This is a genomic window from Kitasatospora sp. NPDC056531 (assembly GCF_042794375.1).
In the GTDB taxonomy this organism is placed as follows: domain Bacteria; phylum Actinomycetota; class Actinomycetes; order Streptomycetales; family Streptomycetaceae; genus Kitasatospora.
Map to the genome: position 1 here is coordinate 25,070 of NZ_JBHTTU010000008.1, position 20,949 is coordinate 46,018.

The 20,949-nt window shown below is 72.3% G+C and carries 20 protein-coding genes; 8 read left to right on the top strand and 12 right to left on the bottom strand.

Features of this window, described 5'->3' with window-relative positions:
• Positions 1-186: 186 nt before the first annotated feature.
• The 3 genes from ACFQ87_RS10755 to ACFQ87_RS10765 all read left to right on the top strand — a co-directional run bounded on the left by ACFQ87_RS10755 (position 187) and on the right by ACFQ87_RS10765 (position 3,261).
• On the top strand, positions 187-765 hold the full coding sequence (locus tag ACFQ87_RS10755; RefSeq protein ID WP_380610295.1) for a TetR/AcrR family transcriptional regulator: 579 nt from the start codon (positions 187-189) through the stop codon (positions 763-765).
• 241 nt (positions 766-1,006) lie between these two features.
• On the top strand, positions 1,007-2,044 hold the full coding sequence (locus ACFQ87_RS10760) for an agmatine/peptidylarginine deiminase (protein ID WP_380610296.1): 1,038 nt from the start codon (positions 1,007-1,009) through the stop codon (positions 2,042-2,044).
• A gap of 50 nt (positions 2,045-2,094) precedes the next feature.
• Complete coding sequence (locus tag ACFQ87_RS10765; RefSeq protein ID WP_380610297.1) at positions 2,095-3,261, top strand: agmatine/peptidylarginine deiminase; 1,167 nt, start codon at positions 2,095-2,097, stop codon at positions 3,259-3,261.
• Between the two features lie 213 nt (positions 3,262-3,474).
• Here ACFQ87_RS10765 and ACFQ87_RS10770 read toward each other — a convergent pair whose 3' ends face one another.
• Positions 3,475-4,656 (bottom strand): agmatine/peptidylarginine deiminase, encoded by a 1,182-nt coding sequence (locus ACFQ87_RS10770; RefSeq protein ID WP_380610298.1) that lies wholly within the window; start codon positions 4,654-4,656, stop codon positions 3,475-3,477.
• Between the two features lie 142 nt (positions 4,657-4,798).
• Between ACFQ87_RS10770 and ACFQ87_RS10775 the strand changes: the two genes are divergently transcribed.
• Positions 4,799-5,434 (top strand): TetR/AcrR family transcriptional regulator, encoded by a 636-nt coding sequence (locus ACFQ87_RS10775; protein ID WP_380610299.1) that lies wholly within the window; start codon positions 4,799-4,801, stop codon positions 5,432-5,434.
• 16 nt (positions 5,435-5,450) lie between these two features.
• On the opposite strand, the gene ACFQ87_RS10780 is transcribed toward ACFQ87_RS10775, so the two are convergent.
• The 9 genes from ACFQ87_RS10780 to ACFQ87_RS10820 all read right to left on the bottom strand — a co-directional run bounded on the left by ACFQ87_RS10780 (position 5,451) and on the right by ACFQ87_RS10820 (position 15,030).
• Positions 5,451-6,638 (bottom strand): agmatine deiminase family protein, encoded by a 1,188-nt coding sequence (locus ACFQ87_RS10780; protein WP_380610300.1) that lies wholly within the window; start codon positions 6,636-6,638, stop codon positions 5,451-5,453.
• A 100-nt stretch (positions 6,639-6,738) separates the two neighbouring features.
• Positions 6,739-7,260 carry a DUF4436 family protein gene (locus tag ACFQ87_RS10785; RefSeq protein ID WP_380610301.1) on the bottom strand — a complete coding sequence of 174 codons (522 nt, stop codon included), beginning with the start codon at positions 7,258-7,260 and terminating at the stop codon, positions 6,739-6,741.
• Positions 7,261-7,313: 53 nt separating this feature from the next.
• Positions 7,314-8,111, bottom strand: a complete 798-nt coding sequence (locus tag ACFQ87_RS10790; RefSeq protein ID WP_380610302.1) for an ABC transporter ATP-binding protein — start codon at positions 8,109-8,111, stop codon at positions 7,314-7,316.
• Positions 8,104-9,060, bottom strand: coding sequence for an ABC transporter ATP-binding protein (locus tag ACFQ87_RS10795; RefSeq protein ID WP_380610303.1), 957 nt, complete (start codon positions 9,058-9,060; stop codon positions 8,104-8,106). The genes ACFQ87_RS10790 and ACFQ87_RS10795 overlap by 8 nt, the downstream gene beginning before the upstream one ends.
• Positions 9,061-9,097: 37 nt before the next feature.
• A complete protein-coding gene (locus ACFQ87_RS10800) occupies positions 9,098-9,952 on the bottom strand; it encodes an ABC transporter permease (RefSeq protein WP_380610304.1) in 855 nt (284 codons plus the stop codon).
• Positions 9,949-10,914 (bottom strand): ABC transporter permease, encoded by a 966-nt coding sequence (locus ACFQ87_RS10805; protein ID WP_380610442.1) that lies wholly within the window; start codon positions 10,912-10,914, stop codon positions 9,949-9,951. Before ACFQ87_RS10805 ends, ACFQ87_RS10800 begins: the two co-directional genes overlap by 4 nt.
• Positions 10,915-10,928: 14 nt before the next feature.
• Positions 10,929-12,584 (bottom strand): ABC transporter substrate-binding protein, encoded by a 1,656-nt coding sequence (locus ACFQ87_RS10810; protein WP_380610305.1) that lies wholly within the window; start codon positions 12,582-12,584, stop codon positions 10,929-10,931.
• Positions 12,585-12,661: 77 nt separating this feature from the next.
• Positions 12,662-13,681: an agmatine/peptidylarginine deiminase gene (locus tag ACFQ87_RS10815; protein WP_380610306.1), complete on the bottom strand. Its 1,020-nt coding sequence runs from the start codon at positions 13,679-13,681 to the stop codon at positions 12,662-12,664.
• 101 nt (positions 13,682-13,782) lie between these two features.
• On the bottom strand, positions 13,783-15,030 hold the full coding sequence (locus ACFQ87_RS10820; protein ID WP_380610307.1) for an agmatine deiminase family protein: 1,248 nt from the start codon (positions 15,028-15,030) through the stop codon (positions 13,783-13,785).
• Between the two features lie 160 nt (positions 15,031-15,190).
• On the opposite strand from ACFQ87_RS10820, the gene ACFQ87_RS10825 reads away from it, so the two are divergent.
• Entirely contained in the window at positions 15,191-15,778 is a 588-nt protein-coding gene (locus ACFQ87_RS10825; protein WP_380610308.1) for a TetR/AcrR family transcriptional regulator, read from the top strand.
• A gap of 203 nt (positions 15,779-15,981) precedes the next feature.
• On the opposite strand, the gene ACFQ87_RS10830 is transcribed toward ACFQ87_RS10825, so the two are convergent.
• Entirely contained in the window at positions 15,982-16,647 is a 666-nt protein-coding gene (locus tag ACFQ87_RS10830; RefSeq protein ID WP_380610309.1) for an RNA-guided endonuclease TnpB family protein, read from the bottom strand.
• 80 nt (positions 16,648-16,727) lie between these two features.
• Positions 16,728-17,015: a Sec-independent protein translocase subunit TatA gene (tatA, locus tag ACFQ87_RS10835; protein ID WP_380610310.1), complete on the bottom strand. Its 288-nt coding sequence runs from the start codon at positions 17,013-17,015 to the stop codon at positions 16,728-16,730.
• Between the two features lie 256 nt (positions 17,016-17,271).
• Between tatA and ACFQ87_RS10840 the strand changes: the two genes are divergently transcribed.
• Genes ACFQ87_RS10840 through ACFQ87_RS10850 form a run of 3 tightly spaced genes read left to right on the top strand, consistent with a single transcriptional unit; the run spans position 17,272 to position 20,920 of the window.
• Entirely contained in the window at positions 17,272-18,462 is a 1,191-nt protein-coding gene (locus ACFQ87_RS10840) for an agmatine/peptidylarginine deiminase (RefSeq protein WP_380610311.1), read from the top strand.
• Between the two features lie 38 nt (positions 18,463-18,500).
• Positions 18,501-19,214: an urease subunit gamma gene (gene ureA, locus ACFQ87_RS10845; protein ID WP_380610312.1), complete on the top strand. Its 714-nt coding sequence runs from the start codon at positions 18,501-18,503 to the stop codon at positions 19,212-19,214.
• Positions 19,211-20,920: an urease subunit alpha gene (locus tag ACFQ87_RS10850; protein ID WP_380610313.1), complete on the top strand. Its 1,710-nt coding sequence runs from the start codon at positions 19,211-19,213 to the stop codon at positions 20,918-20,920. Before ureA ends, ACFQ87_RS10850 begins: the two co-directional genes overlap by 4 nt.
• Positions 20,921-20,949 lie beyond the last annotated feature (29 nt).

Consider the following 20,949-nt stretch of genomic DNA (forward strand, 5'->3'; position numbering starts at 1 on the left):
GCAGGGCGATGACACACGGCGAAGCCGGCAGGATTCATCTCGGCAAAGCAATGCCTTCACACGGCATTTGATGGTTGATCGGATTTGGTCTCCACCGGTCGGACCACCCGGCGCCGCCGGGGCCTACGGGCCCTTCAGGCGACCGGCCCGATCTTGGCCGGGGGTACCCGGGTAAGGTGGTGGATCGTGGCCAGTCGTAAAACGTCGATCTTGGAAGCAGCGGCCCGGGTGATCGCCCGGCGCGGGGTGCGCGGGCTGCGGGTGGAGGAGCTCGCGGCGGAGGCGGGTGTGTCCACCGCGCTCATCTACTACCACTTCAAGGACCGCACGGGGATCCTCCGGCACACGCTGGAGTTCATCAACGACCGGGCGGGGCGCTACACGACCGAGCGCGCGGCGGACGCACCGCCGCCGACCGCGCGCGAGGAGCTGGAGCAGACGCTGCTGCTGGAGCTCCAGGACACGGTCGAGGTGCGGGAGAACAGCACCGCCTGGGGCGAGCTGCGGGCGAGCGCGGTGTTCGACGAGACCCTGCGCGAGGACCTCGCGCGGGCCACCCGGATCTGGGTGCAGGAGATCGCCGAACTGCTCGGCGCCGTACGACCGATGTCCTCGGCCGTCGCGCTGGCCGGCGCCGCCGAACGGCTGACCGCACTGGTGGAGGGGCTGAGCACGCGCTGGCTCAGCGGCAGCCTGCCGCTGGCGCACGCCCGCACGCTGATGGTCGACGCGATCGACGCCGAGGTGGCCCGACTCGGCTCCTGATCGAGCCCACCCCCGGGCGAACGGTCACGCTCCGTACAGACTCCCCGGCATGGGAGTCATGGCGCGCCGATGAGTTTGACTGATTTTTCAGTCAATGCCAGCCTGAACCCGGAGCCTGAACCGCGGGCAGGGCGCTGCCGCCGGCCCGTACCCGTGGTGCGCCGGTGCGTTGCGGCGCGAAGAGTGGACCTGGCGGCCTTGTGCGCCCTTCCCGGCGCCGCCGCACGATCTGGAGACCCTCATGAGCTACTACCACGACGACCACTCCACCGAGTCGGGCCCCTGGGTGCCGGCGGACGACGTCCCGCACGCGCGGACCTGGATGTCCTGGCCCTCCCGCCGGGGCGTCTGGGGGCTGCGCCTGGGCGGCGTCCAGGAGGACATCGCCCTGATCGCCCGCACCGTCGCCCGGTTCGAGCCAGTGGTCATGTGCGCCCCCGACGACTACACCGCGGACAAGGCCCGCTCGTGGTGCGGCCCCTCCGTGGAGGTGATCACCGCCATCCCCACCGACGACCTGTGGATGCGCGACACCGCCCCGGTCTTCCGCCGGGACGGCGACGGCGGTCTGGAGGCCGTGGTCCTCAACTTCAACGGCTGGGGCAACAAGCAGGTCCACTACGACGACGCCCGGGTCGCCGAACGCCTCGCCACCCGCCGGGGCCTGCGCTACTCCTACGCGGACTTCGTCGGCGAGGGCGGCGCGATCGAGACCGACGGCGACGGCACCGTGATGGCCACCGAGAGCAGCCTGGTCAACAAGAACCGCAACCGCGGCATGAGCCGGGACGAGATCGAGGACGCCGTCCTGGAGGCCTACGGCGCGGACAAGATGATCTGGCTGCCCGGGATCAAGGGCCAGGACATCACCGACGACCACGTCGACGTGACCTCCCGCTTCATCCGTCCCGGTGTGGTGATGGTGCAGCTGCCGCCCGCCGACCGCAATGACGCCTGGGCGCGGGACGCTCGCGAGCAGTTCGCCATCCTGTCCGCCGCGACCGACGCCCGGGGCCGCCGGCTGCACGTCATCGTGGTGCACGGCCCGGACACCGTCCGCTCCCGCAGCTCCAAGTTCGTGGACTCCTACCTCAACTTCCACCTCGTCAACGGCGGGGTCATCACCGCCCAGTTCGGCGACGCCTACAAGGACGCCGCCGCGCGGGACACCCTCGCCGCGGCCTTCCCCGGCCGGGAGGTGGTGCAGCTCGACGTCGACCGGCTGATGACCGGGGGCGGCGGCATCCACTGCTCGACCATGCACGAGCCGCTGCCGTAGCCGCCCCGCCCCCTCCTTCCGCAGACCCCGACCACAGCAGGAGTAGCCGTATGACCACCGCCGTGTCCCGCCGTACCCTGATGCGCTCCCTGGCTGGCGCGGGCGTCCTCGCCCTCGGCCTGACCGCCTGCAACGACCTGGACGACCTCGACGCCGGGGACGCCGCCTCGGCCTCCCCCCAGCCCGGCGGTACCGCTCCGGGCGGCGCCGGCGCCCGCCGCTTCGGCGCCGAGTGGGAGAAGCACCTGCGCACGGTGATGTCCTGGCCCGCCTCCGAGAACGTCTGGGGCGACCAGCTCCCGGACGTCCGCCGGGACGTCGCGGGGCTCGCCCAGGCCATCGCCGCGCGCGAGCCGGTCGTGCTGATGGCCCGCCCCGAACAGAAGGACGCCGCGCAGAAGGCCTGCGGCTCGGCCGTCGAGGTGGTACCGATCGCCGTCGACGACCTGTGGGCCCGGGACACCCTGCCGGTGTTCGTCGAGGAGGGCGGCAAGGTCAAGGGCGTCGACTTCAACTTCAACGGCTGGGGCGGCAAGCAGCAGCGCGGCAACGACTCCAAGGTCGCCCGGACGGTGCTGGCCAAGTACGGCGTGGAGCGGGTCGAGACCCGGCTGGTCGCCGAGGGCGGCTCCTTCGAGACGGACGGCCAGGGCACCCTCCTGGTCACCGAGAGCTCCGTCGTCAACGACAACCGCAACCCGGGGATGAGCCGCGACCAGGTCGAGGCGGAGCTGAAGAAGGTCCTCGGCGTGACCAAGGTGATCTGGCTGGCGGGCGTCAAGGGCAAGGACATCACCGACGCCCACGTCGACTGCCTGACCCGGTTCGTCGCCCCCGGGGTCGTCCTGCTCGACCAGGCCTTCCCCGGCAGCCCGGCGGACGTCTGGTCCCGCTCGGCCGACCAGGCCCGCGGCGTGCTCAAGGACGCCGTCGACGCGACGGGCAAGAAGCTGCAGGTGGTGGAGCTGCAGCAGCCCGACCCGGACAAGATCACCGGGCGCGGCGACGCCTTCGTCTCCTCGTACATGAACTTCTACATCGGCTCCAAGGGCGTCTACCTGCCGAAGTTCGGCGACGCCCGGGCCGACGACCGGGCGCAGCAGATCCTCAAGCAGTACTTCCCGGGCCGGGAGATCGTCCCGGTCAAGATCGACGCCATCGCGGCCGGGGGCGGCGGCATTCACTGCGCCACCCACGACATCCCCGCGCTCGGCTGACCGCCGCCTCCCGAGCCGGAGGCCGCGCCGACCCCGAAAGCGAGGAGCGACAAGCGACCGACGAAGGAGGGAGCGCCGGAGCGACGACCGTCGGCGTCGGATCCGGAGCGGCCGGAGGCGAGCGGAGGAGCAACGACGGGCCGGCCCGGGACCCGTTCGGGGCCGGGTCCGGTCGGCGGACCGGACCCGGCCCCGTCGGGCTCGCGCGCGGCTTCAGGCGGCGGGCTGCTGCTGGGTGACACAGTGGATGCCGCCGCCGCCCGCCCCGAGGTAGTCGATGTTGAGCTGTTCGACGGTGCGGCCGGGGAACAGCCGGGCGAGGGCGGCGCGGGCGGCGCCGTCGGCCTGGCTGTCGCCGAACTGGGCCGAGATCACCGCGTTGTTGCAGAGGTAGTAGTTGGCGTAGGAGCCGACGAAGTTCGGGTCGGTGGAGCGGATCCGGTAGTAGTCGGGGCCCTGGATGGTGCTGACCGAGATCGGGGCTCCCTGGGCGCTGGTGGCGGAGCCGAGGATCGCGTACTGCTGGCGCTCGTCCTGGGACCAGACGTCGGTGTCGCCGGGCAGCGGCAGTTGGACGACGGCCGTACCGGCGCCGAGGAAGCGCGAGGTGGCGTCCACGTGGTCGTCGGTGATGTCCTGGCCCGCGATGCCGGGGAACCAGACCACCTCGGTGGCACCGTAGGCGGCGCACATGGCGTTCTCGATCGCCACCTGGGACATGCCGGGGTTGCGGTCGGCGTTGATGATGCTGCTCCGGGTGGCCATCAGCGTGCCGGAGCCGTCGGTCTCGATGGCGCCGCCCTCGGAGACCAGTCCGGCGGCGGTGAACGGTAGGCCGAGGTAGGCGGCGACGCGCTGGGCGACCAGGGCGTCGTTGCCGTGCGGGTTCTGATGGTTGCCCCAGCCGTTGAAGTTGAGGCCGATGGTGTCGAGGCCGCCCAGGCCGTCGGTGCGGAAGACCGGGCCGGTGTCCCGCATCCAGCAGTCGTCGACGGGGATGTCCCCGATGACGGTGACGGCCGAGCCGCACATCGAGCGTGCCTTGGCGACGCTGGCCGGGTTGGCGCACATGGTCACCGGCTCGTACTTCGCGATGGTCCGCGCGACGAGGGCGATGTTGGACTGGGCGCCGCCGAGCTTGCCGCGCCAGATGGTGCTGCTGTCCGGCCAGGCCATCCAGGTCCGGGTGTGCGGGACGGTGTCCAGCGGCACCCGCAGGGCGGCCGCGGTGCCGCGGGCCCGGGTGGCGGCCCGGGCCCGGCCGGCGGTCGCGGCGGTCAGCGCGGTGCCGGCGACGGCGAGCCCGGCAGCCGTCAGGAACCCGCGGCGGCCGAGTCGGGCCTCGACGGTCGATTGGGGGTCGTCGGTGGTGTGGGTTCTGAAGCCTTCCTCCATCACTGCCTCCCTGTCAACATCCTTCTGGGGTAGATGAGTTGACCGGAAAGATAAAACTGGCCAAGCGCTCGGTCAATACTTCGCGCAGGCATCCGCACCGATCCGCCCTGCCGCCGCCCCCGGGGTGGCTACAGTGACGACCATGGCGACACAGGCAACCGGCGCGGCCCCGCGACCGGGCTCCGGACCGGGCGGCGGCCGGGCGCGCGCCTCCGCCAAGGGCGAGCAGACCCGGGCCCGACTGATCGCGGCCGCCCGCACCCTCCTCGCGGGCGACGGCGCCGGGCGGTTCACCACCCGCAACGTGGCTGCCCTGTGCGGGGTTTCGCACGGGATGTGCCACTACCACTTCGCGGACCGCACCGAGCTGATCGTCGCCGTGGTGCAGGACATCCGGCCCGAGTGGATCACGCCGCTCGAGGAGGCCGTCGCCGAACCGGGCGGCTACGCCGAGCGCGCCGACCGGGTCCTGGCGCTGCTCACCCGGCCGGAGAGCCCCGACCTGGCGCGGCTGCACGCGGCCCTGCACTGGCTGGCCCTGAACGACGAACGCGTCCGCACCGCCCTGGAGGCCGAGTACGCGCGCTGGCGCTCCTCCTTCGTCCGGCTGTTCCGGTGCCTGGTCGAGGAGAGCGGCACCGGCACCGACCCGGTGCCGCTCGGCGAGGCCTTCGCCGCCGCCGTGGACGGGCTCGCCGCGATCGGCTCGCTGGACGGGACGGTGGACGCCGGCCGGGTGCTGCGGACCCTGCTGGACTCGCTGTCCGCCAGGGCGTGACGCCGGGCGGGACCCCTCAGGTCGGGGTGGCCGCCGCGGCGGGCTGCTGCTGGGTGGCGCAGTGGATGCCGCCGCCGCCCGCGGCGATGTGGTTGATGGTCAGCTGGGTGACCTTGCGGCCGGGGTGGAAGTCGCCGATGACGCCGGCCGCGCGGTCGTCGGCGGCCTTGTCGCCGAAGCGCGGGACGATGACGCCGCCGTTGCAGACGTAGTAGTTGATGTAGGTGGCGAGGAAGTTCTTGCCCGCGCCCGGGATCAGGTCGAGGTCCGGTTCGGGGAGGTCGACCACCTTGAGCGTGCGGCCCCTGGCGTCGGTCGCGGACTGCAGCACCTGAAGGGCCTGCGCCGAGGCGGTGGTCCAGACGTCCGGCGGGGTGTCGGCGGCCGGGCGGTGCAGCACGACGGTGCCGGGCTCGGCGAAGCGGGCCAGGGCGTCGACGTGGCTGTCGGTGATGTCCTGTCCGGCGACACCCTTGAACCAGATCACCTTCTCGACGCCGAGCAGCTCCTTGAGGCTCGCCTCGATCTGGTCGCGGCTCTTGCCGGGGTTGCGGTTGTCGTTGACCCAGGAGCTCTCGGTGGCCATCAGGGTGCCCTCGCCGTCCACCTCGATGCCGCCGCCCTCGCCGGTGATCGGGGCCTGGAGGCGGGTGATGCCGTAGTGGTCGAGGAGGGTGCGGGCGACCTTGGCGTCGTTGGCGTGGGTCTGCTTGCCGCCCCAGCCGTTGAAGTTGAAGTCGACCCCGGCAAGGCCCTGGGAGCCGGTGACGAAGGTCGGGCCGGTGTCCCGGGCCCACAGGTCGTCGACCATCAGCTCCAGTACCTCGACCGAGGAGCCGCAGGCCTGGCGGGCCTGGTCGGCCTGGTCGGGGCGGGCGAGCAGGACGACCGGTTCGAAGCCCGCGACGGCCTGGGCCAGCGAGGCGATGTCCTGGCGGACGCCGGGGAGCTGGTCGCCCCACACCTCCTCCAGGGCCGGCCAGGCCATGAAGGTGCGGGTGTGCGGGCCGGACTCGGTGGGCATCGCCCGGGCGTTGGCGGCCGGGCTGCCCGAGGCGGCCGAACCGCCCGACGCCGTAGCGTTGGGGCCGGGCTGCTCCTCCGCGCCGCCGCCGTCGGAGGAGCAGCCGCCCGCCAGCGCCAGGGCGGCGAGCGCGGCCCCGGACTGCAGGAGGGCGCGGCGGGACGGCCGGGGGTGAGCCATGGAGCCTCGTTCCGGTAGGTGCCGGGGTTCGGCTCCGCAGGCTACTGACAGGAAGGTCAGGATCCGGAGCGGCACGCCTCCGCCGTTCGTGGGAATCCGCTCAGACGCCGTCGGTGGCCGCTTCCCGCTCCCGGCGCAGCCGGTGTTCGGTGCGGATGCCGGACCAGGCGGTGCAGGCCAGGCTCGCGGCGATGATCCCCTCGGCCCAGAAGAACGCCACGTAGTCCATCAGCGAGCCGATCGGCGGCGAGCCGGGGGCGGCGTTGCGCATGCCGATCAGGGCGAAGAGGCTCGCCGCCATCCAGCCCAGGGAGGGCCAGACCAGGCCCTCGCGCTTGCGGAAGAGCACCTCGGTGGCGCCGAGGACGGCCAGCGCGATGGCCCACATCGCGGCGATCATGAACCAGGAGAGGATGAAGGTGCTGCGGGAGCGGGTGATCCTGGCGTCCAGGGTGACGCTGCCGGTGGCCGAGGCCTTGGCCTGCGGGCGCACCACGAAGAACGGGTCGGTGTCGGTGAAGACCAGGCCGACCGGGACGGCCGTGCCTGCGCTGGTGGCGCTGAACCCGGCCTCGGTGCGGTAGCGGTCGAACGGATAGTCGGTCTTGGTGCCCTCGTACATGCTCGTTCTCCCGGCCCCGGCAGGTCCCACCACCTGCCGGGGCCCGGGCCGTCTTACAGTGCGCGGCGCGCGGCGGCGATCCGGTCGGGATCCCAGCCGGGCCGGGGGACGGACTCCAGCAGCAGCCTGGTGTAGGCGTGCTCCGGGGAGTCCAGGACGTGGGCGGTGGGGCCGGATTCGACGATCCGTCCGTGGCGCATCACGACGACCTCGTCGGTGACGCAGCGGACCACGCCGAGGTCGTGGGTGATGAAGAGGTAGCCGATGCCGGTCTCCTCGCGGATGTCGGCGAGCAGGTTGAGCACCTGCGCCTGGACCGAGACGTCCAGGGCGGCGACTGCCTCGTCCAGGACCAGGACCGCCGGTCGCACGGCCAGCGCCCGGGCGATGGCGACGCGCTGGCGCTGGCCGCCGGAGAGCTGCCGGGGCAGCGCCTCGGCGGCCCGGGTGCCCAGGCCGACCTGGTCGAGGAGTTCCCGGATCCGGGCCGGGTGGTCGGTGTCGGGGAAGTGCAGCCGCAGGGTCTCGCGGAGCACGGCCTCGACGCTGGTGCGCGGGTCCAGGGAGAGGTACGGGTCCTGGAAGACCATCTGGACCTCGCGGGCGCGGGCCAGCCGTTCGGCCCTCCCGCGCGCCCGGCCGCTCCGGGCTCGGCCGTGGACCAGGACCTCGCCCGCGTCGGCCTGTTCGAGGCCGACCACGATCCGGGCGGTGGTGGTCTTGCCGGAGCCGGACTCACCGACGATGCCGAGCGAGCCGCCGGCGTCGAGGGTGAAGGAGACGTCGTCCACGGCCTGCACGCTGCCGAAGGTGCGGCGCAGTCCGCTGACCCGCAGTACGGGCTCAGCCATCGGTGCGGCCCCCTTCGAGCGGGTGGTGGCAGGAGGCCGGGTGCTCGCCCTGCTGGGCGGGCACCTGCTCGCGGCAGATCCCGGTCGCGTGGCGGCAGCGTTCGGCGAACGCGCAGCCGGTCAACTCCCTTCGCAAGTCGGGCGGTTGGCCGTCGATGGCGGCGAGTCGGCCGGCCGGGGCGTCCAGCGCGGGGGTGGCCGCGAGCAGGGCGGCGGTGTACGGGTGGCGGGGCCGCTCGAACAGCGCTGCGGCGGGGCCGTGTTCGGCGATCCGCCCGGCGTACATCACGTAGACCCGGTCGCTGATCGCGGCGGCGAGGCCGAGGTCGTGGGTGACGAACAGCAGGCCGGTGCCGAAGCGTTCGCGCAGCCGGCCGAGCAGGGCGACCACCTCGGCCTGGCTGGTGACGTCGAGCGCGGTGGTGGGCTCGTCGGCGAGCAGCAGGACCGGATCGCCCATCAGGGCGGCCGCGATCATGACGCGTTGCAGCATGCCGCCGGAGAGCTGTCCGGGGTAGCGGCGCAGCAGTTCCGGTCCGAGGCCGACGGCGTCGAGGAGTTCCACGGCCCGCCGGTCGGCGTCCGTGGCGCTCATCGTGCCGGTGAGCCGCACGCTCTCGGTGAGGAAGTCGCCGATCCGGCGCAGCGGGTTGATGGCGGCCCGGGGGTCCTGGAAGATCATCGCGGCCTGGCCGGTGCGCAGGGCGCGCAGCCGGTCGGGGTCCATGGTCAGGACGTCCTGGCCGTCGACCAGGACCTTGCCCTCGGTCTCGGCGCCCGGCGGCAGCAGGCCGAGGGCGGTGCGGGAGGTGAGGGTCTTGCCGGAGCCGGATTCGCCGACCAGCGCGACGGTCTCGCCGACGCCGACGGTGAGGTCGACGCCGTCGAGGACGGGGCGGGCGGTGCCGGGCAGTCGGAGCCGGAGGCCCTGGATGTCGAGGGCGTTCACGCGGTCCTTCCAATAATGCGGTCGTTCATGCGGTCGTTCATGCGGACCTCCGGGCGACCTGGTCGGCCCAGCGCTCGCCGACCACGTTGAAGGCGACGACGGTGAGCACGATCAGGGCGCACGGCAGGATCGCGGAGAGCGGGTAGCCGTGCTGGATCGCGGTCTGGCCGTCGAAGACCATCCGGCCCCAGTCGGGGGTGAGGGCGGGGACGCCGAGTCCGAGGAAGGACAGGCCGGCGAGGTCCATCAGGGCGTAGCCGAAGTTGACCGCGGACTGGGCGAGGACGATCGGCGCGATGTTGGGCAGGACGTGCCGCAGGCAGATCTGCACCGCGGAGTGGCCCTGGACCTGGTACGCGGAGACGTAGGGCCTGGTCCGTTCGGCCAGCACCAGCGAGCGGGTGAGGCGAGAGACGTAGGGCAGGTAGGCGATCGCCAGGGCGACGACCGGGGCGAGCAGGCCCTCCCCGTACACGGAGACGATCAGGATGGCGAGCAGCATGCCGGGGAAGGCGAAGACCAGTTCGGTGCTGCGGGACAGGACGGAGTCGAGCCAGCCGCCCCGCCAGCCGGCGGCGAGGCCGACCGCGATGCCGGCGACCGTGGAGAAGGCGACCACGCCGAGCGGGCCGAGCAGCGAGGTGCGGGCGCCGAGCAGGAGCCGGGAGAGGGTGTCGCGCCCGGCGGCGTCGACGCCGAGCAGGTGGTCGGGCGAGGGCCCCGCCAGCGCGTTGGCGAGGTCGACCCCGTTCGGGTCGTACGGCGCCAGCCAGGGCGCGAGCAGTGCGGCGAGCACCACCAGCGCGGCGAAGCCGAGGCAGAGCAGGTGGAGCGGGCCACCGGCGGCCTTGATCCGGGCGAGGCCGGGGCGGCGGGTGAGGGCGACACTCATGCGTCGGACCTCCTGGAACCCAGGGTGACCCGGGGGTCGACCAGCGGGTGGAGCAGGTCGACGATCAGGTTCACGGTCATGAACAGGGCGACGATGATCAGCGAGATGGCCTGGACGGTCGGGAAGTCCTTGGTGGTGGTGGACAGTTCGAGCAGCTGGCCGAGCCCGCCGATGCTGAACGCGGACTCCACCAGGATCGTGCAGACCAGCAGGGTGGAGACGATCAGGCCGCCGGTGGTCAGCACGGTGCCCAGCGAGTTGCGGAACACATGACGGCGGATCACCTCGCGCTCCGGGACGCCGCGGCTGCGCGCGACGGTGACGTGCTCGCCTTCCAGGGCCTCCAGCATCGCCGAGCGGGTGACCCGGGCGAGCATGCCGATCAGGTACAGCGCGAGCGCGATCGCCGGGAGGGTGAGGTGCCAGAGCATGTCACCGAACCCCTCGCCGGCGCCGCTGGTCGGGAACCAGCCCAGCTTCACCGCGAACAGGCCCTGCAGCAGGACGGCCGCGACGAAGGAGGGCGTGCCCAGCGCCAGCGTGGTGGTGACCAGGATCGTGGAGTCGGTCGCGCCGCCGCGCACCGCGCCGAGCCGGCCGAGCACCAGGCCGACGACGACCACGACCACCAGGGCCATGGCCATGGCCACCAGCAGCATGGTCGCCGGGAGCCGGTCGGCGAGCAACTGGGACACGTCGGTGCGGTAGGTGATGGAGCGTCCGAAATCGCCCTGGAGGACCTGACCGAGCCACCGGAAGTAGCGGACCAGGAACGGGTCGTCCAGGTGGTACTGCTCGTTGATCGCCTGGAGGGCCTCCGGGGAGGCCGACCGGCCGGACAGCAGGAAGCTCGCCGGGTTGCCCGGCGCGAGGTACATCGCGCCGAACACCACGAAGGACGCGCCGAGCAGGGTGACCGCCATCTCCAGCAGGCGCCGGGCCGCGAACCTCAGGAAGCCCATCGCTCCGGGGGAGTTCACCGGGCGGCCCCCACGTCGGCGGCCCACGGGTAGTACATGTACGAGATGGTGGTCGGGGCGCCGGTGATCCGCTTGTTGAGGAAGACCGCGGTGGGCCACTCGGCGACCGGGATCCACAGCAGCTGCTGGGAGGCGGCCTGCTGGAGCTCGGCCTCGATCGCGCCGCGCTTGGCCGGGTCGTACTCGGCGGTGGCCCGGTCGACCAGGTCGTCGTAGGCCTTGTCGCTGTAGCCCGCGAAGTTCTGGTAGGCGCCGGTGCGGAAGTTGACGAGCAGGTCGAGCGGGTCGGTGATGGAGTCGTAGTACGTCTCCGGGAACATGTCGATGCCCTCGCGCGCCTTGGCGTCGGTGAACAGCGCGGTGAAGGCGTTCGGGGCGATCGTCTTCAGCTGGATGTCGAGCCCGATCTTCGTCCCGGCTGCCTGGACGGCGGTGGCGAGCAGGGAGACGTCCTGGCCGATGGTGCTGGTGGCCATGACGAGCGTCTTGCCGTTCGCGCCGGCCTCCTTGACGAGGGCCTTGGCCTTCTCGATGTCCTGCGCGGTGGGGGTGAGGCCGTCGAAGGCCGTCTTGCGGACGTCGTCGGGGGCGCTGCCCCAGGCGGCCTTGGTGGTGAGGGAGCCGGTGACGGTGCCGGCACCGGCCAGGCCGGTCCTGATGAAGCCGGAGCGGTCCAGGGCCAGCGACAGCGCCTGGCGCACGCGCACGTCGCCGAGCGCGCCCCGCATGTTGGTGACGTTGACGTTGACGGTGCTCAGGCCCTCGCCGAAGTAGAGCGTGCCCGGACCGCTCTTCTTCAGCCGGTCGTAGCTCTCGGTGGGGATCAGGTAGCCGCCGTCGACGTCACCGGTGAGCATCGCGTTGGTGCGGGCGGAGGGGTCGGTGAGGAAGCGGAAGACGGCCTTCTTGGCCTTGGCCTTGGTGCCCCAGTAGTCGTCGAAGCGCTCCAGTCCGATCGACTGGCCCTTGGCCCAGGTGCCGAGCTTGAAGGGGCCGGTGCAGTCGAGGCTGCCGGTGGTGCCGTAGTCCTTGCCCGCGGCCTCCACGCCGGACTTGGCGGCGACGACGCCGGCGGCGGTGGCCATGTACTGCGGGAACTGGGAGTCGGGCTGCTTGAGCTTGACGGTGACCTGGAGCGGTCCGGTCGCGGTGACGGAGTCGACGTTCTGGAACACCTGGGCCCAGGCTGCCGCGTTGTCGGGGTTGGTCTGCCGGCCGAGGCTGTGGACGACGTCGTCGGCGGTCATCACCGTGCCGTCGTGGAAGTGCACCCCGGAGCGCAGGTCGTAGACCCAGGTGGTCGGGTCGGGGTTGGAGGCCTTCTCCGCCAGGCCGGGCGCCAGGGTGAGCTGGGGGGTCCAGCGCATCAGGCTCTCGCAGACGTTCGAGAGGATCGTGTTCTGCGGGTAGTCGAAGGCCTGGATGTAGTCCAGGGTGGGCGGCTCGGCGTAGGTGGCCCAGGTGAAGGAGTCGATCTCGCCCTTGGCCTGCGGGGTGGTGGCGGACAGCTGGAAGTCCGCCTGGCCGGAGCCGCCGCCGTGCGGCGGGCCGGAGCAGGCGGCGACCAGGGCCGCGGCGGAGAGCAGGGCGGCGGTGGCGAGGGCGCGGCGCCGCCGGGGTGGGGTTCGTCTCGCGGGGACGGCGGGATTCATGAGGGTTGTCTTCCGTTCACTGACGAGGGTTCGGGCGAGGGTTCGTACCCGGGGTCGGGCGCGGGCACCGGCCCGGTTCAGGCGCGGGCGGCCGGGATCTGCTGGGTGATGCAGTGGACACCGCCGCCGCCGTAGGCGATCACGCGGGCGCGCACGCCGACCACCTTGCGGTTGGGGTACGCGGCGGCGAGCACGGCCAGCGCGCCCTCGTCCTCGGGGTGGTCGGCGACCGGGACGACGACGCCGCCGTTGGCCAGGTAGAAGTTCAGGTAGCCGACCTCGATGCGGCTGCCGTCGACCTCGACGAACGCGGCCTGCGGGACCTCGACGATTTCGAAGGGCCGGCCCTGGGCGTCGGTGGAGTGCTCCAGGACGGCGCGGTTGGCCCGCATCCGCACGTAGTCCGGGTGCCCGGGGTCTGCGGGCAACTGCACGACGACCTTGCCTGGGGCGACGAAGGCGCAGACACCGTCCACGTGGCCGTCGGTCTCGGTGTCCAGCAAGCCGCCGTAGGGCAGCCAGATCACCTTGGTGACGCCGAGGCGCTGCTTGAGCTCGGCCTCGATCTCCTCGCGGTTCATGCCGGGGTTGCGGTTGGGGTGCAGCAGGCACTGCTCGGTGGTGATGAGGGTGCCCTCGCCGTCGACGGTGATCGCGCCGCCTTCGAGGATCATCTCGGAGCGGATCGCCGGGACGTCGAGGTGTTCCAGCAGCAGGGCGCCGATCCGGTCGTCGGTGTCCCAGGGGTGGTGCTTGCGGCCCCAGGCGTTGAAGCGGAAGTCCACGCCCGCCCGGCGGCCCTCGGCGTCGAGCACGAAGATCGGCGCGGAGTCGCGGAACCAGGAGTCGTCCAGCGGCAGTTCCACGACGGTGACGCCGGCGACGCCCGCGCCGCACAGGGCGCGCGCCTCCTCGCTGTGGCCGGGCGGGGCGACCATCGTCACCGGCTCGAACTCGGCGATGGCGCGGGCGACTTCGGCGTACTCCCGCTTCACCTCGGCGAGCGTGTCGCCCCACAGGTCCGCACGGACGGGCCAGGCCATCAGGCAGCCCTCGTGTTCGGTCCACTCGGCGGGCATGCGGTACGTGACGGTCACGGGATACCTCTTCGGGATCGGGTGTGCGGGTGGAGCGGTGGGCCCGGCGGCCCGCCTCCGTGGGGTTGGCCCGCGGGCCGCCGGGGGTCTCGGGTGGTGGCTCAGACGACCGGCGGGACGCTGGGCTGGGACTGGGTGGCGCAGTGGATGCCGCCACCGCCGGAGGCGATGTTGTCGATGTTGACCTGGACGATGTCGCGGCCCGGGAACTCGGCCTGCAGGATGGCGTAGGCCGTGCCATCGGCGTAGCCGTCGCCGAACTGGGGCACGAACACGGCCCCGTTGGCGGTGTAGTAGTTGGTGTAGCTGGACAGGAAGTCCTTGCCCCTGCCCCTGCCCCTGCCCCTGCCCCTGATCAACTGTCGGTCGGGGCCGGGGAGTTCGGTGACGACCAGGGGGCGGCCCTGCGCGTCGGTGGCGTTGGCCAGGATCTGCTTGGACTGCTGGTAGACGTCGATCCAGATCTGCGCGGTACCCGGGCCGGGCTGGTCGAGGATGACCCGGCCGGGCGCGGTGAAGCGGGCCAGGCAGTCGATGTGGTCGTCCGTGATGTCCTGGCCAGCCAGGCCGGGGAGCCAGATGACCTTGCTCAGGCCGAGGCTGGACTTGAGGGCCTGCTCGACCTGGTCCTGGGTCATGCCGGGGTTGCGGTTGGGGTTGACCAGCGAGCTGACGGTGGCCAGCAGGGTGCCCTGGCCGTCCGTCTCCAGTGCGCCGCCCTCGCCGGTGAACGGCGCGCGGACGCGGTCGACGCCATAGTCGTAGAGGAGGGTGGCCGCGACGGCGGCGTCCTCGGCGTAGGGCTGGTAGTAGGACGTACCGCTCTTGCCCCAGCCGTTGAAGTTGGTGTCGAGCCCGGCGACGGCACCCGGGGCGGTGAGGAAGGTCGGGCCGAAGTCCCGGATCCACAGGTCGTCGTTGGGGATCTCCAGGACGGTGATGCCGTAGGCGCCGCCGCGGCCCAGCCAGTACCGGGCATCGGCGGCCTGGCCGGGGCGGGCCACCACGACGACCGGCTCGTACCGGGAGATCGCGTAGGCGACCCGGGCGATGTCGTCGCGGACGGCGGACAGCTGGCTGCCCCAGATCGAGGACAGGGCGGGCCAGGCCATGAAGGTGCGGTCGTGCCGGTCGGTCTCGGCCGGCATCCGCAGCCCGGGGGCGGCCGAGACTGATTGGGAATCGACGCTCGGGGCGCAGTCGGTGGTCGCCGCGTCGGCCGCCGCCGCGTGGGCGGCGGCCGGCGGGGCCGCACCGAGTGCCAGCACCGGCAGGGCCGCCGCGCCGTATTGGAGCAGCCTTCGACGCGAGGGCATGGGGGTGGCCTCGGAAGGCGTGGAGGTGGTCATGAAACGCTCCCTGGAAGAGGTGGGAGGTGTGGGGGTTGCCCCGCATCCTGTACCTCACTGAAAATCCAGTCAACCCTGTGAGCCGGGTAAAGCGAAACGACCTGACAAACTGATCAGGATTTCGTCAAGACCGCATCCAGGACGGGTAGAGTGAGCGTCCATGTCAGACCGCCGGACAGGGATACTCCAGGCCGCCACCCGCGTCATCGCCCGACGCGGCGTGCGCGGCCTGCGGATGGGCGAGCTGGCCGCCGAGGCCGGCGTGTCCACCGCACTGATCTACTACCACTTCACCGACCGGGCGGGGATCCTGCGGCAGACGCTGGAGTACATCGGCGACCGCGCCGACCACTACACCGCCGAGGACCGCCCCGCCCCCGACCGGGCCCCCGGCCAGGCCAGGGACCCGCGCGCCGACCTCGAACAGGTCCTGCTGCTGGAGCTCCAGGACACCGTCGAGGTGCGCGAGAACAGCACCGCCTGGGGTGAGCTGCGGGCCACCGCCGTGTTCGAGCCGGACCTGCGCGAGGAACTGGCGCGGAGCACCCACAGCTGGGTGCACGACGTCGCCGAGCTGCTCGCCCGTGCCGACCCGAGCGGCACCGCCCCGGCGCACGCGGCCGCCGCGGAACGGCTCACCGCCCTGGTCGAGGGCCTCAGCGTGCGCTGGCTGAGCGGCTCGCTGCCGATCGAGCACGCCCGCCGCCTGCTGCGCGGCGCCGTCGAGACGGAGTTGGCACGCGGCTGAGGCGGAGTCGGAGCGCGGCCGGGAGCGCGCCCTCCGGTGCCCCGGCGGGGTCGGATTCAGCGGATCCTGACGAAGCCTCTAAACTCTGCGGCGCCAGCGGGCCGTCGCCTGCCCACCCAGGGCCCGGACGGCTCCGTGTCCCGTCCCTGTCCGCCGAGAGAGGCAGCCCGCATGTCCGCTGACCGATCCCGTTGCACTGGGATTCAGTGAATCCCAGTGATTCGCCCATTGCTGGGCGAAGGTCCCCGTCTGATCCGGGCGGGGGCCGCCCGGTGCGGGATGGACGCTTCACTGCCACCTGCCGGGCGAGGCCCGGTCTTACGGTCGGCTCCACGTCCGTTTACCGTCCCCGGGCCACTCCCGGCGACGTGCCACTTCACCAGCGCGGCGAGGTTGAGCGCGGCGTTCTCGTCCCGGTCGATGACCAGTCCGCACGCCCCGCAGTTGAACGTACGTACCCGCAGCGGCAGTTCGGGTTTCACTGCCTGGCATCCGGAGCACGTCTTGGAGCTGGGGAACCACCGATCGGCGACCTCAAGACGGCCACCGTTCCACACCGTCTTGTAGGTGAGCTGGCGGCGGATCTCGCCGAACCCGGCATCGGAGACCGCACGGGCAAGTGTGCGGTTCTTGACCATCCCGGCGACGTTCAGGTCTTCCACCACGACCGTGCCGTACTCGCGAGCCAGCGCGGTCGTCAACAAATTGACAACAGCTGGCAACCCTTCGCCCTCCAGCCTGTCTTCGAGGAGCTGACCGCGGACGGCCGGGAGCTGGCCGTGGTCCGGGTGCTGTCGACGGCCGGCGCGGACGGGCCGGTCAGGGTGTCGCTGGACCACTACCACCGCAACGGCTGACCCGGTCGGCACGGCCGAGAGCCCGTCGTCCCTCCACCGGCTGGTGGGGGGCCGACGGGCTCTCGGTGCTTCCGGGGTCGCTGCGCGACCGGTCAGGCCGACCGCCGGGCCGACTCGGCCGTTCCGGCCGCGGACATTCCAGTGGTGGGCATGCCGGCCGCGGGGGTTCCGGTGGTGGCCGTTCCGACAGACGTCCCGGTGGCCGCCGTTCCGGCAGCGGGCGGGTCCTCCTCCCGCATGGCCGCCGTCTCCGCCTTGAGGATGCGCATCGACTTGCCCAGTCCGCGCGCCATGTCGGGCAGCTTCTTGGATCCGAAGAGCAGCACCACGACCGCCAGCACTATCAGGAGGTGCCAGGGCTCCAGACCATTGCGCAGCATCGCCGCCTCACCCGGCCTTTCATCGTCGGGACCGGAGCCGCGTGCGGGCGGCCCGGGTCGTCTCGGGGTGGTTTGGGTGGCTTCACCGTAGAGCTTGACTGATTTTTCAGTCAATGCGAGAGTTCACTCCCGGCGCTGCCGACCACTCCCGTCGACTCACGGCCCCCGACCACTCGCGTCCGCCGATCCGCCATCGACCGCCGCCGGCACGCCGCCACCGCACCTCGATCCACCCTCGGCCCCACCGGAGATCACCGTGTCCCAGTCCTCCCTCGCCCGCCGCACGGTGCTGCGCTCGCTCGCCGGTGCCGGTGTGCTCGCCCTCGGCGTGACCGCCTGCGCCGCCGACCAGGACCCGGCCGATCCGGCCGCCCCGTCCTCCGGTGCCGCCGAGCAGCCGTCCGGGCCGGCCTCGGCGAACCCCTCGGCGCCCGCCCCGACGCGCGGACGCCGGCTCGGCGGCGAGTGGGAGAAGCACGAGCGGACCTTCATGGCCTGGCCCGCCTCCGAGAACGTCTGGGGCGAGCAGCTCGGCGCCGTCCGGAAGGACATCGCCGCCGTGGCCCGGGCCATCGGTCAGCGCGAGCCGCTGGTCCTGCTGGTCCGTCCCGGCCAGGAGGACTCGGCCCGCAACGCCTGCGGCAAGGACGTCGAGCTGCTGTCCGTCCCGGTGGACGACCTGTGGGCCCGCGACACCGTTCCGGTGTTCGTCGAGGAGAGCGGGAAGGTCAAGGGCGTCGACTTCAACTTCAGCGGCTGGGGCGGCAAGCAGGAGCACGGCAATGACGCCCGGATCGCCCGGGCGGTGCTGGACAAGTACGGGATCGAGCGGGTCGCGACCCAGCTGGTCGCCGAGGGCGGCTCCTTCGAGAGCGACGGCCAGGGGACGCTGCTGGTCACCGAGAGCTCGGTGGTCAACGACAACCGCAATCCGGGCCGCGACCGCGACCAGGTCGAGGCCGAGCTCAAGCAGGCCCTGGGCGTCACCAAGGTGATCTGGCTGGCGGGCGTCAAGGGCAAGGACATCACCGACGCCCACGTCGACTGCCTGGCCCGCTTCGCCGCGCCCGGCGTGGTCTTCCTGGACCGGGCCTTCCCCGGCACCCCCGCCGACGTCTGGTCCCGCTCGGCCGACCAGGCCCGGGCCGTGCTGGCGGAGGCGACCGACGCCACCGGCAAGAAGCTGAAGGTCGTCGAGATCAGCCAGCCGGACCCGGACAAGATCACCGGCCGTGGCGACTCCTTCGTCTCCTCGTACATGAACTTCTACATCGGCAACAAGGGCGTCTACCTGCCGCTGTTCGGCGACTCCCGGGCCGACGGGCACGCCCAGGAGGTGTTCAAGGACCAGTTCCCCGACCGCGAGATCGTCCCGCTGCAGATCGACACCATCGCGTCCGGCGGCGGTGGCATCCACTGTTCCACCCACGACCAGCCCGCCGGCTGACACCGACCACCCCGCACCCCGAGGGAGAGCCCACCCCCGTGCAGCTGACCCCCACCGAACGCGACCGGCTGCTGATCTTCACCGCCGCCGAACTCGCCCGCGCCCGCCGCGCCCGCGGCCTGCGGCTCAACATCCCCGAGGCCACCGCGCTGATCTCGGACACCGTCTGCGAGGCCGCCCGCGACGGCCTGCGACTGACCGAGGCCGTGGCGCGCGGGCGGTCCGTCCTCTCCCCCGACGACGTGCTGCCCGGCGTGCCGGACCTGGTCACCGAGATCCAGGTCGAGGCGGTGTTCGAGGACGGCACCCGCCTCGCCGTGATCGCCGACCCGTTCGGCGGCGGCGGCCTCGGCGAGGCGGCACCCGGCGCCGTCCTCCTCGCCGACCACTGCGACCCCGCCCCGCGGCCGGAGCGCACGGTGGCCGTGCGCAACACCGCCGAGGTGCCGGTCTCGGTCACCTCGCACTTCCACTTCTTCGAGGCCAACCCGCGGCTGGACTTCGACCGGGCGGCCGCGTACGGGATGCACCTGGCCGTCCCGGCAGGGTCCTCGGTGCGCTTCGACCCGGGCGCCGTCGTCGAGGTCGGCCTGGTGCCGATCGGCGGCGAGCGGGTCGCGATCGGCTTCGCGGGGCTGGTGGACGGCCCGCTGGACTCGCCCCGGGTCCGGCGGGAGGCCCTGCGGCGGGCCGCCGTGCAGGGCTACCTCGGGGTCAGCGGTGACGACGACGCAGAGGAGACCGAGCGATGAGCAGCAGCATCGAGGCGTCCGAGTACGCGGCCGTGCACGGCCCGCGCGCCGGGGACCGGGTCCGGCTCGGCGACAGCGGGCTGGTCGTCCGGGTCGAGTCGGACTCCCAGCGGCCGGGGGACGAGTTCCTGGTGGGCTTCGGCAAGACCGCCCGGGACGGCCTGCACCTCAAGGCCGCCGCCGTCCGTGACACCTGCGACGTGGTGATCAGCAACGTGCTGGTGATCGACGCGGTCCAGGGCATCCGCAAGACCTCGATCGGCATCCGGGAGGGCCGGATCACCTCGATCGGGCGGGCGGGCAACCCCGACACGCTCGACGGGGTGGAGGTGGTGGTCGGCACCGGCACCACGATCGTCTCCGGCGGAGGGCTGATCGCCACGGCGGGCGCCATCGACACCCATGTCCACCTGATGTCGCCGCGGATCATGGAGGCCTCGCTGGCCTCCGGCGTCACCACCATCATCGGCCAGGAGGTCGGCCCGGCCTGGGGCGTGGGCGTCAACTCCCCCTGGGCGCTGCGCCACGCGTTCAACGCCTTCGACGCCTGGCCCGTCAACATCGGCTTCCTGGGACGGGGTTCGTCCTCGCACCCGGCTCCGCTGGTGGAAGCCCTGGCCGAGGGCGGCGCCTGCGGGTTCAAGGTACACGAGGACATGGGTGCCCACACCCGCGCGCTGGACACCGCACTGTCCGTGGCCGAGGTGCACGACGTCCAAGTGGCCCTGCACACGGACGGGTTGAACGAGTGCCTGTCGGTGGAGGACACCTTGAGGGTGCTGGAGGGCCGGACCATCCACGCCTTCCACATCGAGGGCTGCGGCGGCGGGCACGTCCCCAACGTGCTGAAGATGGCGGGCGTGCCGAACGTCATCGGCTCCTCCACCAACCCCACCCTGCCCTTCGGCCGGGACGCGGTGGCCGAGCACTACGGCATGATCGTCTCCGTCCACGGGCTCAAGACCGACCTGCCCGGCGACGCCGCGATGGCCCGCGACCGGATCCGGGCCGGGACGATGGGGGCCGAGGACGTCCTCCACGACCTGGGGGCCATCGGCATCACCTCCTCGGACGCCCAGGGCATGGGCCGGGCCGGCGAGACGGTGCGCCGCACCTTCGCCATGGCCGGCAAGATGAAGGCCGAACTCGGGCCGCTGGAGGGCGACGGGCCGGACGACGACAACGAGCGGGTGCTCCGCTACATCGCCAAGCTGACCGTCAACCCGGCCATCGCGCACGGGCTCATCCACGAGGTCGGCTCGATCGAGGTCGGCAAGCTCGCCGACATCGTGCTCTGGCGCCCCGCCTCCTTCGGCGCCAAGCCGCAGCTCGTCCTCAAGGCCGGGTTCCCCGCGTACGGCGTCACCGGCGACCCGAACGCGGCCACCGAAACCTGCCAGCCCCTGGTCCTGGGGCCACTGTTCGGCGCCCACGGCGCGACCCCGGCCGACCTCTCGGTCGCCTTCACCAGCCGCGCCGCGGCCGAGTCCGGCAGCGGCGACCGCCCGTACGACAGCATGACGACGCGCCGCCGCCGCGTCGCCGTCCGGAACACCCGCGGCATCGGGCCCGCCGACATGGTCCGCAACAGCCGCCTGGGTGAGGTCCTGGTCGATGCGCGGACCGGGCTGGTCACCCTCGACGGCACCCCGCTGCGCTCCGAGCCCGCCCAGGAGGTCGCCCTGAGCCGGCTCTACTTCCTCTGACGTCAAGTCATCTGACTACAAGCACAGTG

Bases quoted from the DNA above. Each gene is read 5' to 3' on its own strand.
- ACFQ87_RS10760 (WP_380610296.1), top strand. From the start codon at position 1,007: ATGAGCTACTACCACGACGACCACTCCACCGAGTCGGGCCCCTGGGTG.
- ACFQ87_RS10765 (WP_380610297.1), top strand. From the start codon at position 2,095: ATGACCACCGCCGTGTCCCGCCGTACCCTGATGCGCTCCCTGGCTGGC.
- ACFQ87_RS10770 (WP_380610298.1), bottom strand. From the start codon at position 4,656: ATGGAGGAAGGCTTCAGAACCCACACCACCGACGACCCCCAATCGACC.
- ACFQ87_RS10775 (WP_380610299.1), top strand. From the start codon at position 4,799: ATGGCGACACAGGCAACCGGCGCGGCCCCGCGACCGGGCTCCGGACCG.
- ACFQ87_RS10780 (WP_380610300.1), bottom strand. From the start codon at position 6,638: ATGGCTCACCCCCGGCCGTCCCGCCGCGCCCTCCTGCAGTCCGGGGCC.
- ACFQ87_RS10785 (WP_380610301.1), bottom strand. From the start codon at position 7,260: ATGTACGAGGGCACCAAGACCGACTATCCGTTCGACCGCTACCGCACC.
- ACFQ87_RS10790 (WP_380610302.1), bottom strand. From the start codon at position 8,111: ATGGCTGAGCCCGTACTGCGGGTCAGCGGACTGCGCCGCACCTTCGGC.
- ACFQ87_RS10800 (WP_380610304.1), bottom strand. From the start codon at position 9,952: ATGAGTGTCGCCCTCACCCGCCGCCCCGGCCTCGCCCGGATCAAGGCC.
- ACFQ87_RS10805 (WP_380610442.1), bottom strand. From the start codon at position 10,914: ATGGGCTTCCTGAGGTTCGCGGCCCGGCGCCTGCTGGAGATGGCGGTC.
- ACFQ87_RS10810 (WP_380610305.1), bottom strand. From the start codon at position 12,584: ATGAATCCCGCCGTCCCCGCGAGACGAACCCCACCCCGGCGGCGCCGC.
- ACFQ87_RS10820 (WP_380610307.1), bottom strand. From the start codon at position 15,030: ATGACCACCTCCACGCCTTCCGAGGCCACCCCCATGCCCTCGCGTCGA.
- ACFQ87_RS10825 (WP_380610308.1), top strand. From the start codon at position 15,191: ATGTCAGACCGCCGGACAGGGATACTCCAGGCCGCCACCCGCGTCATC.
- tatA (WP_380610310.1), bottom strand. From the start codon at position 17,015: ATGCTGCGCAATGGTCTGGAGCCCTGGCACCTCCTGATAGTGCTGGCG.
- ACFQ87_RS10850 (WP_380610313.1), top strand. From the start codon at position 19,211: ATGAGCAGCAGCATCGAGGCGTCCGAGTACGCGGCCGTGCACGGCCCG.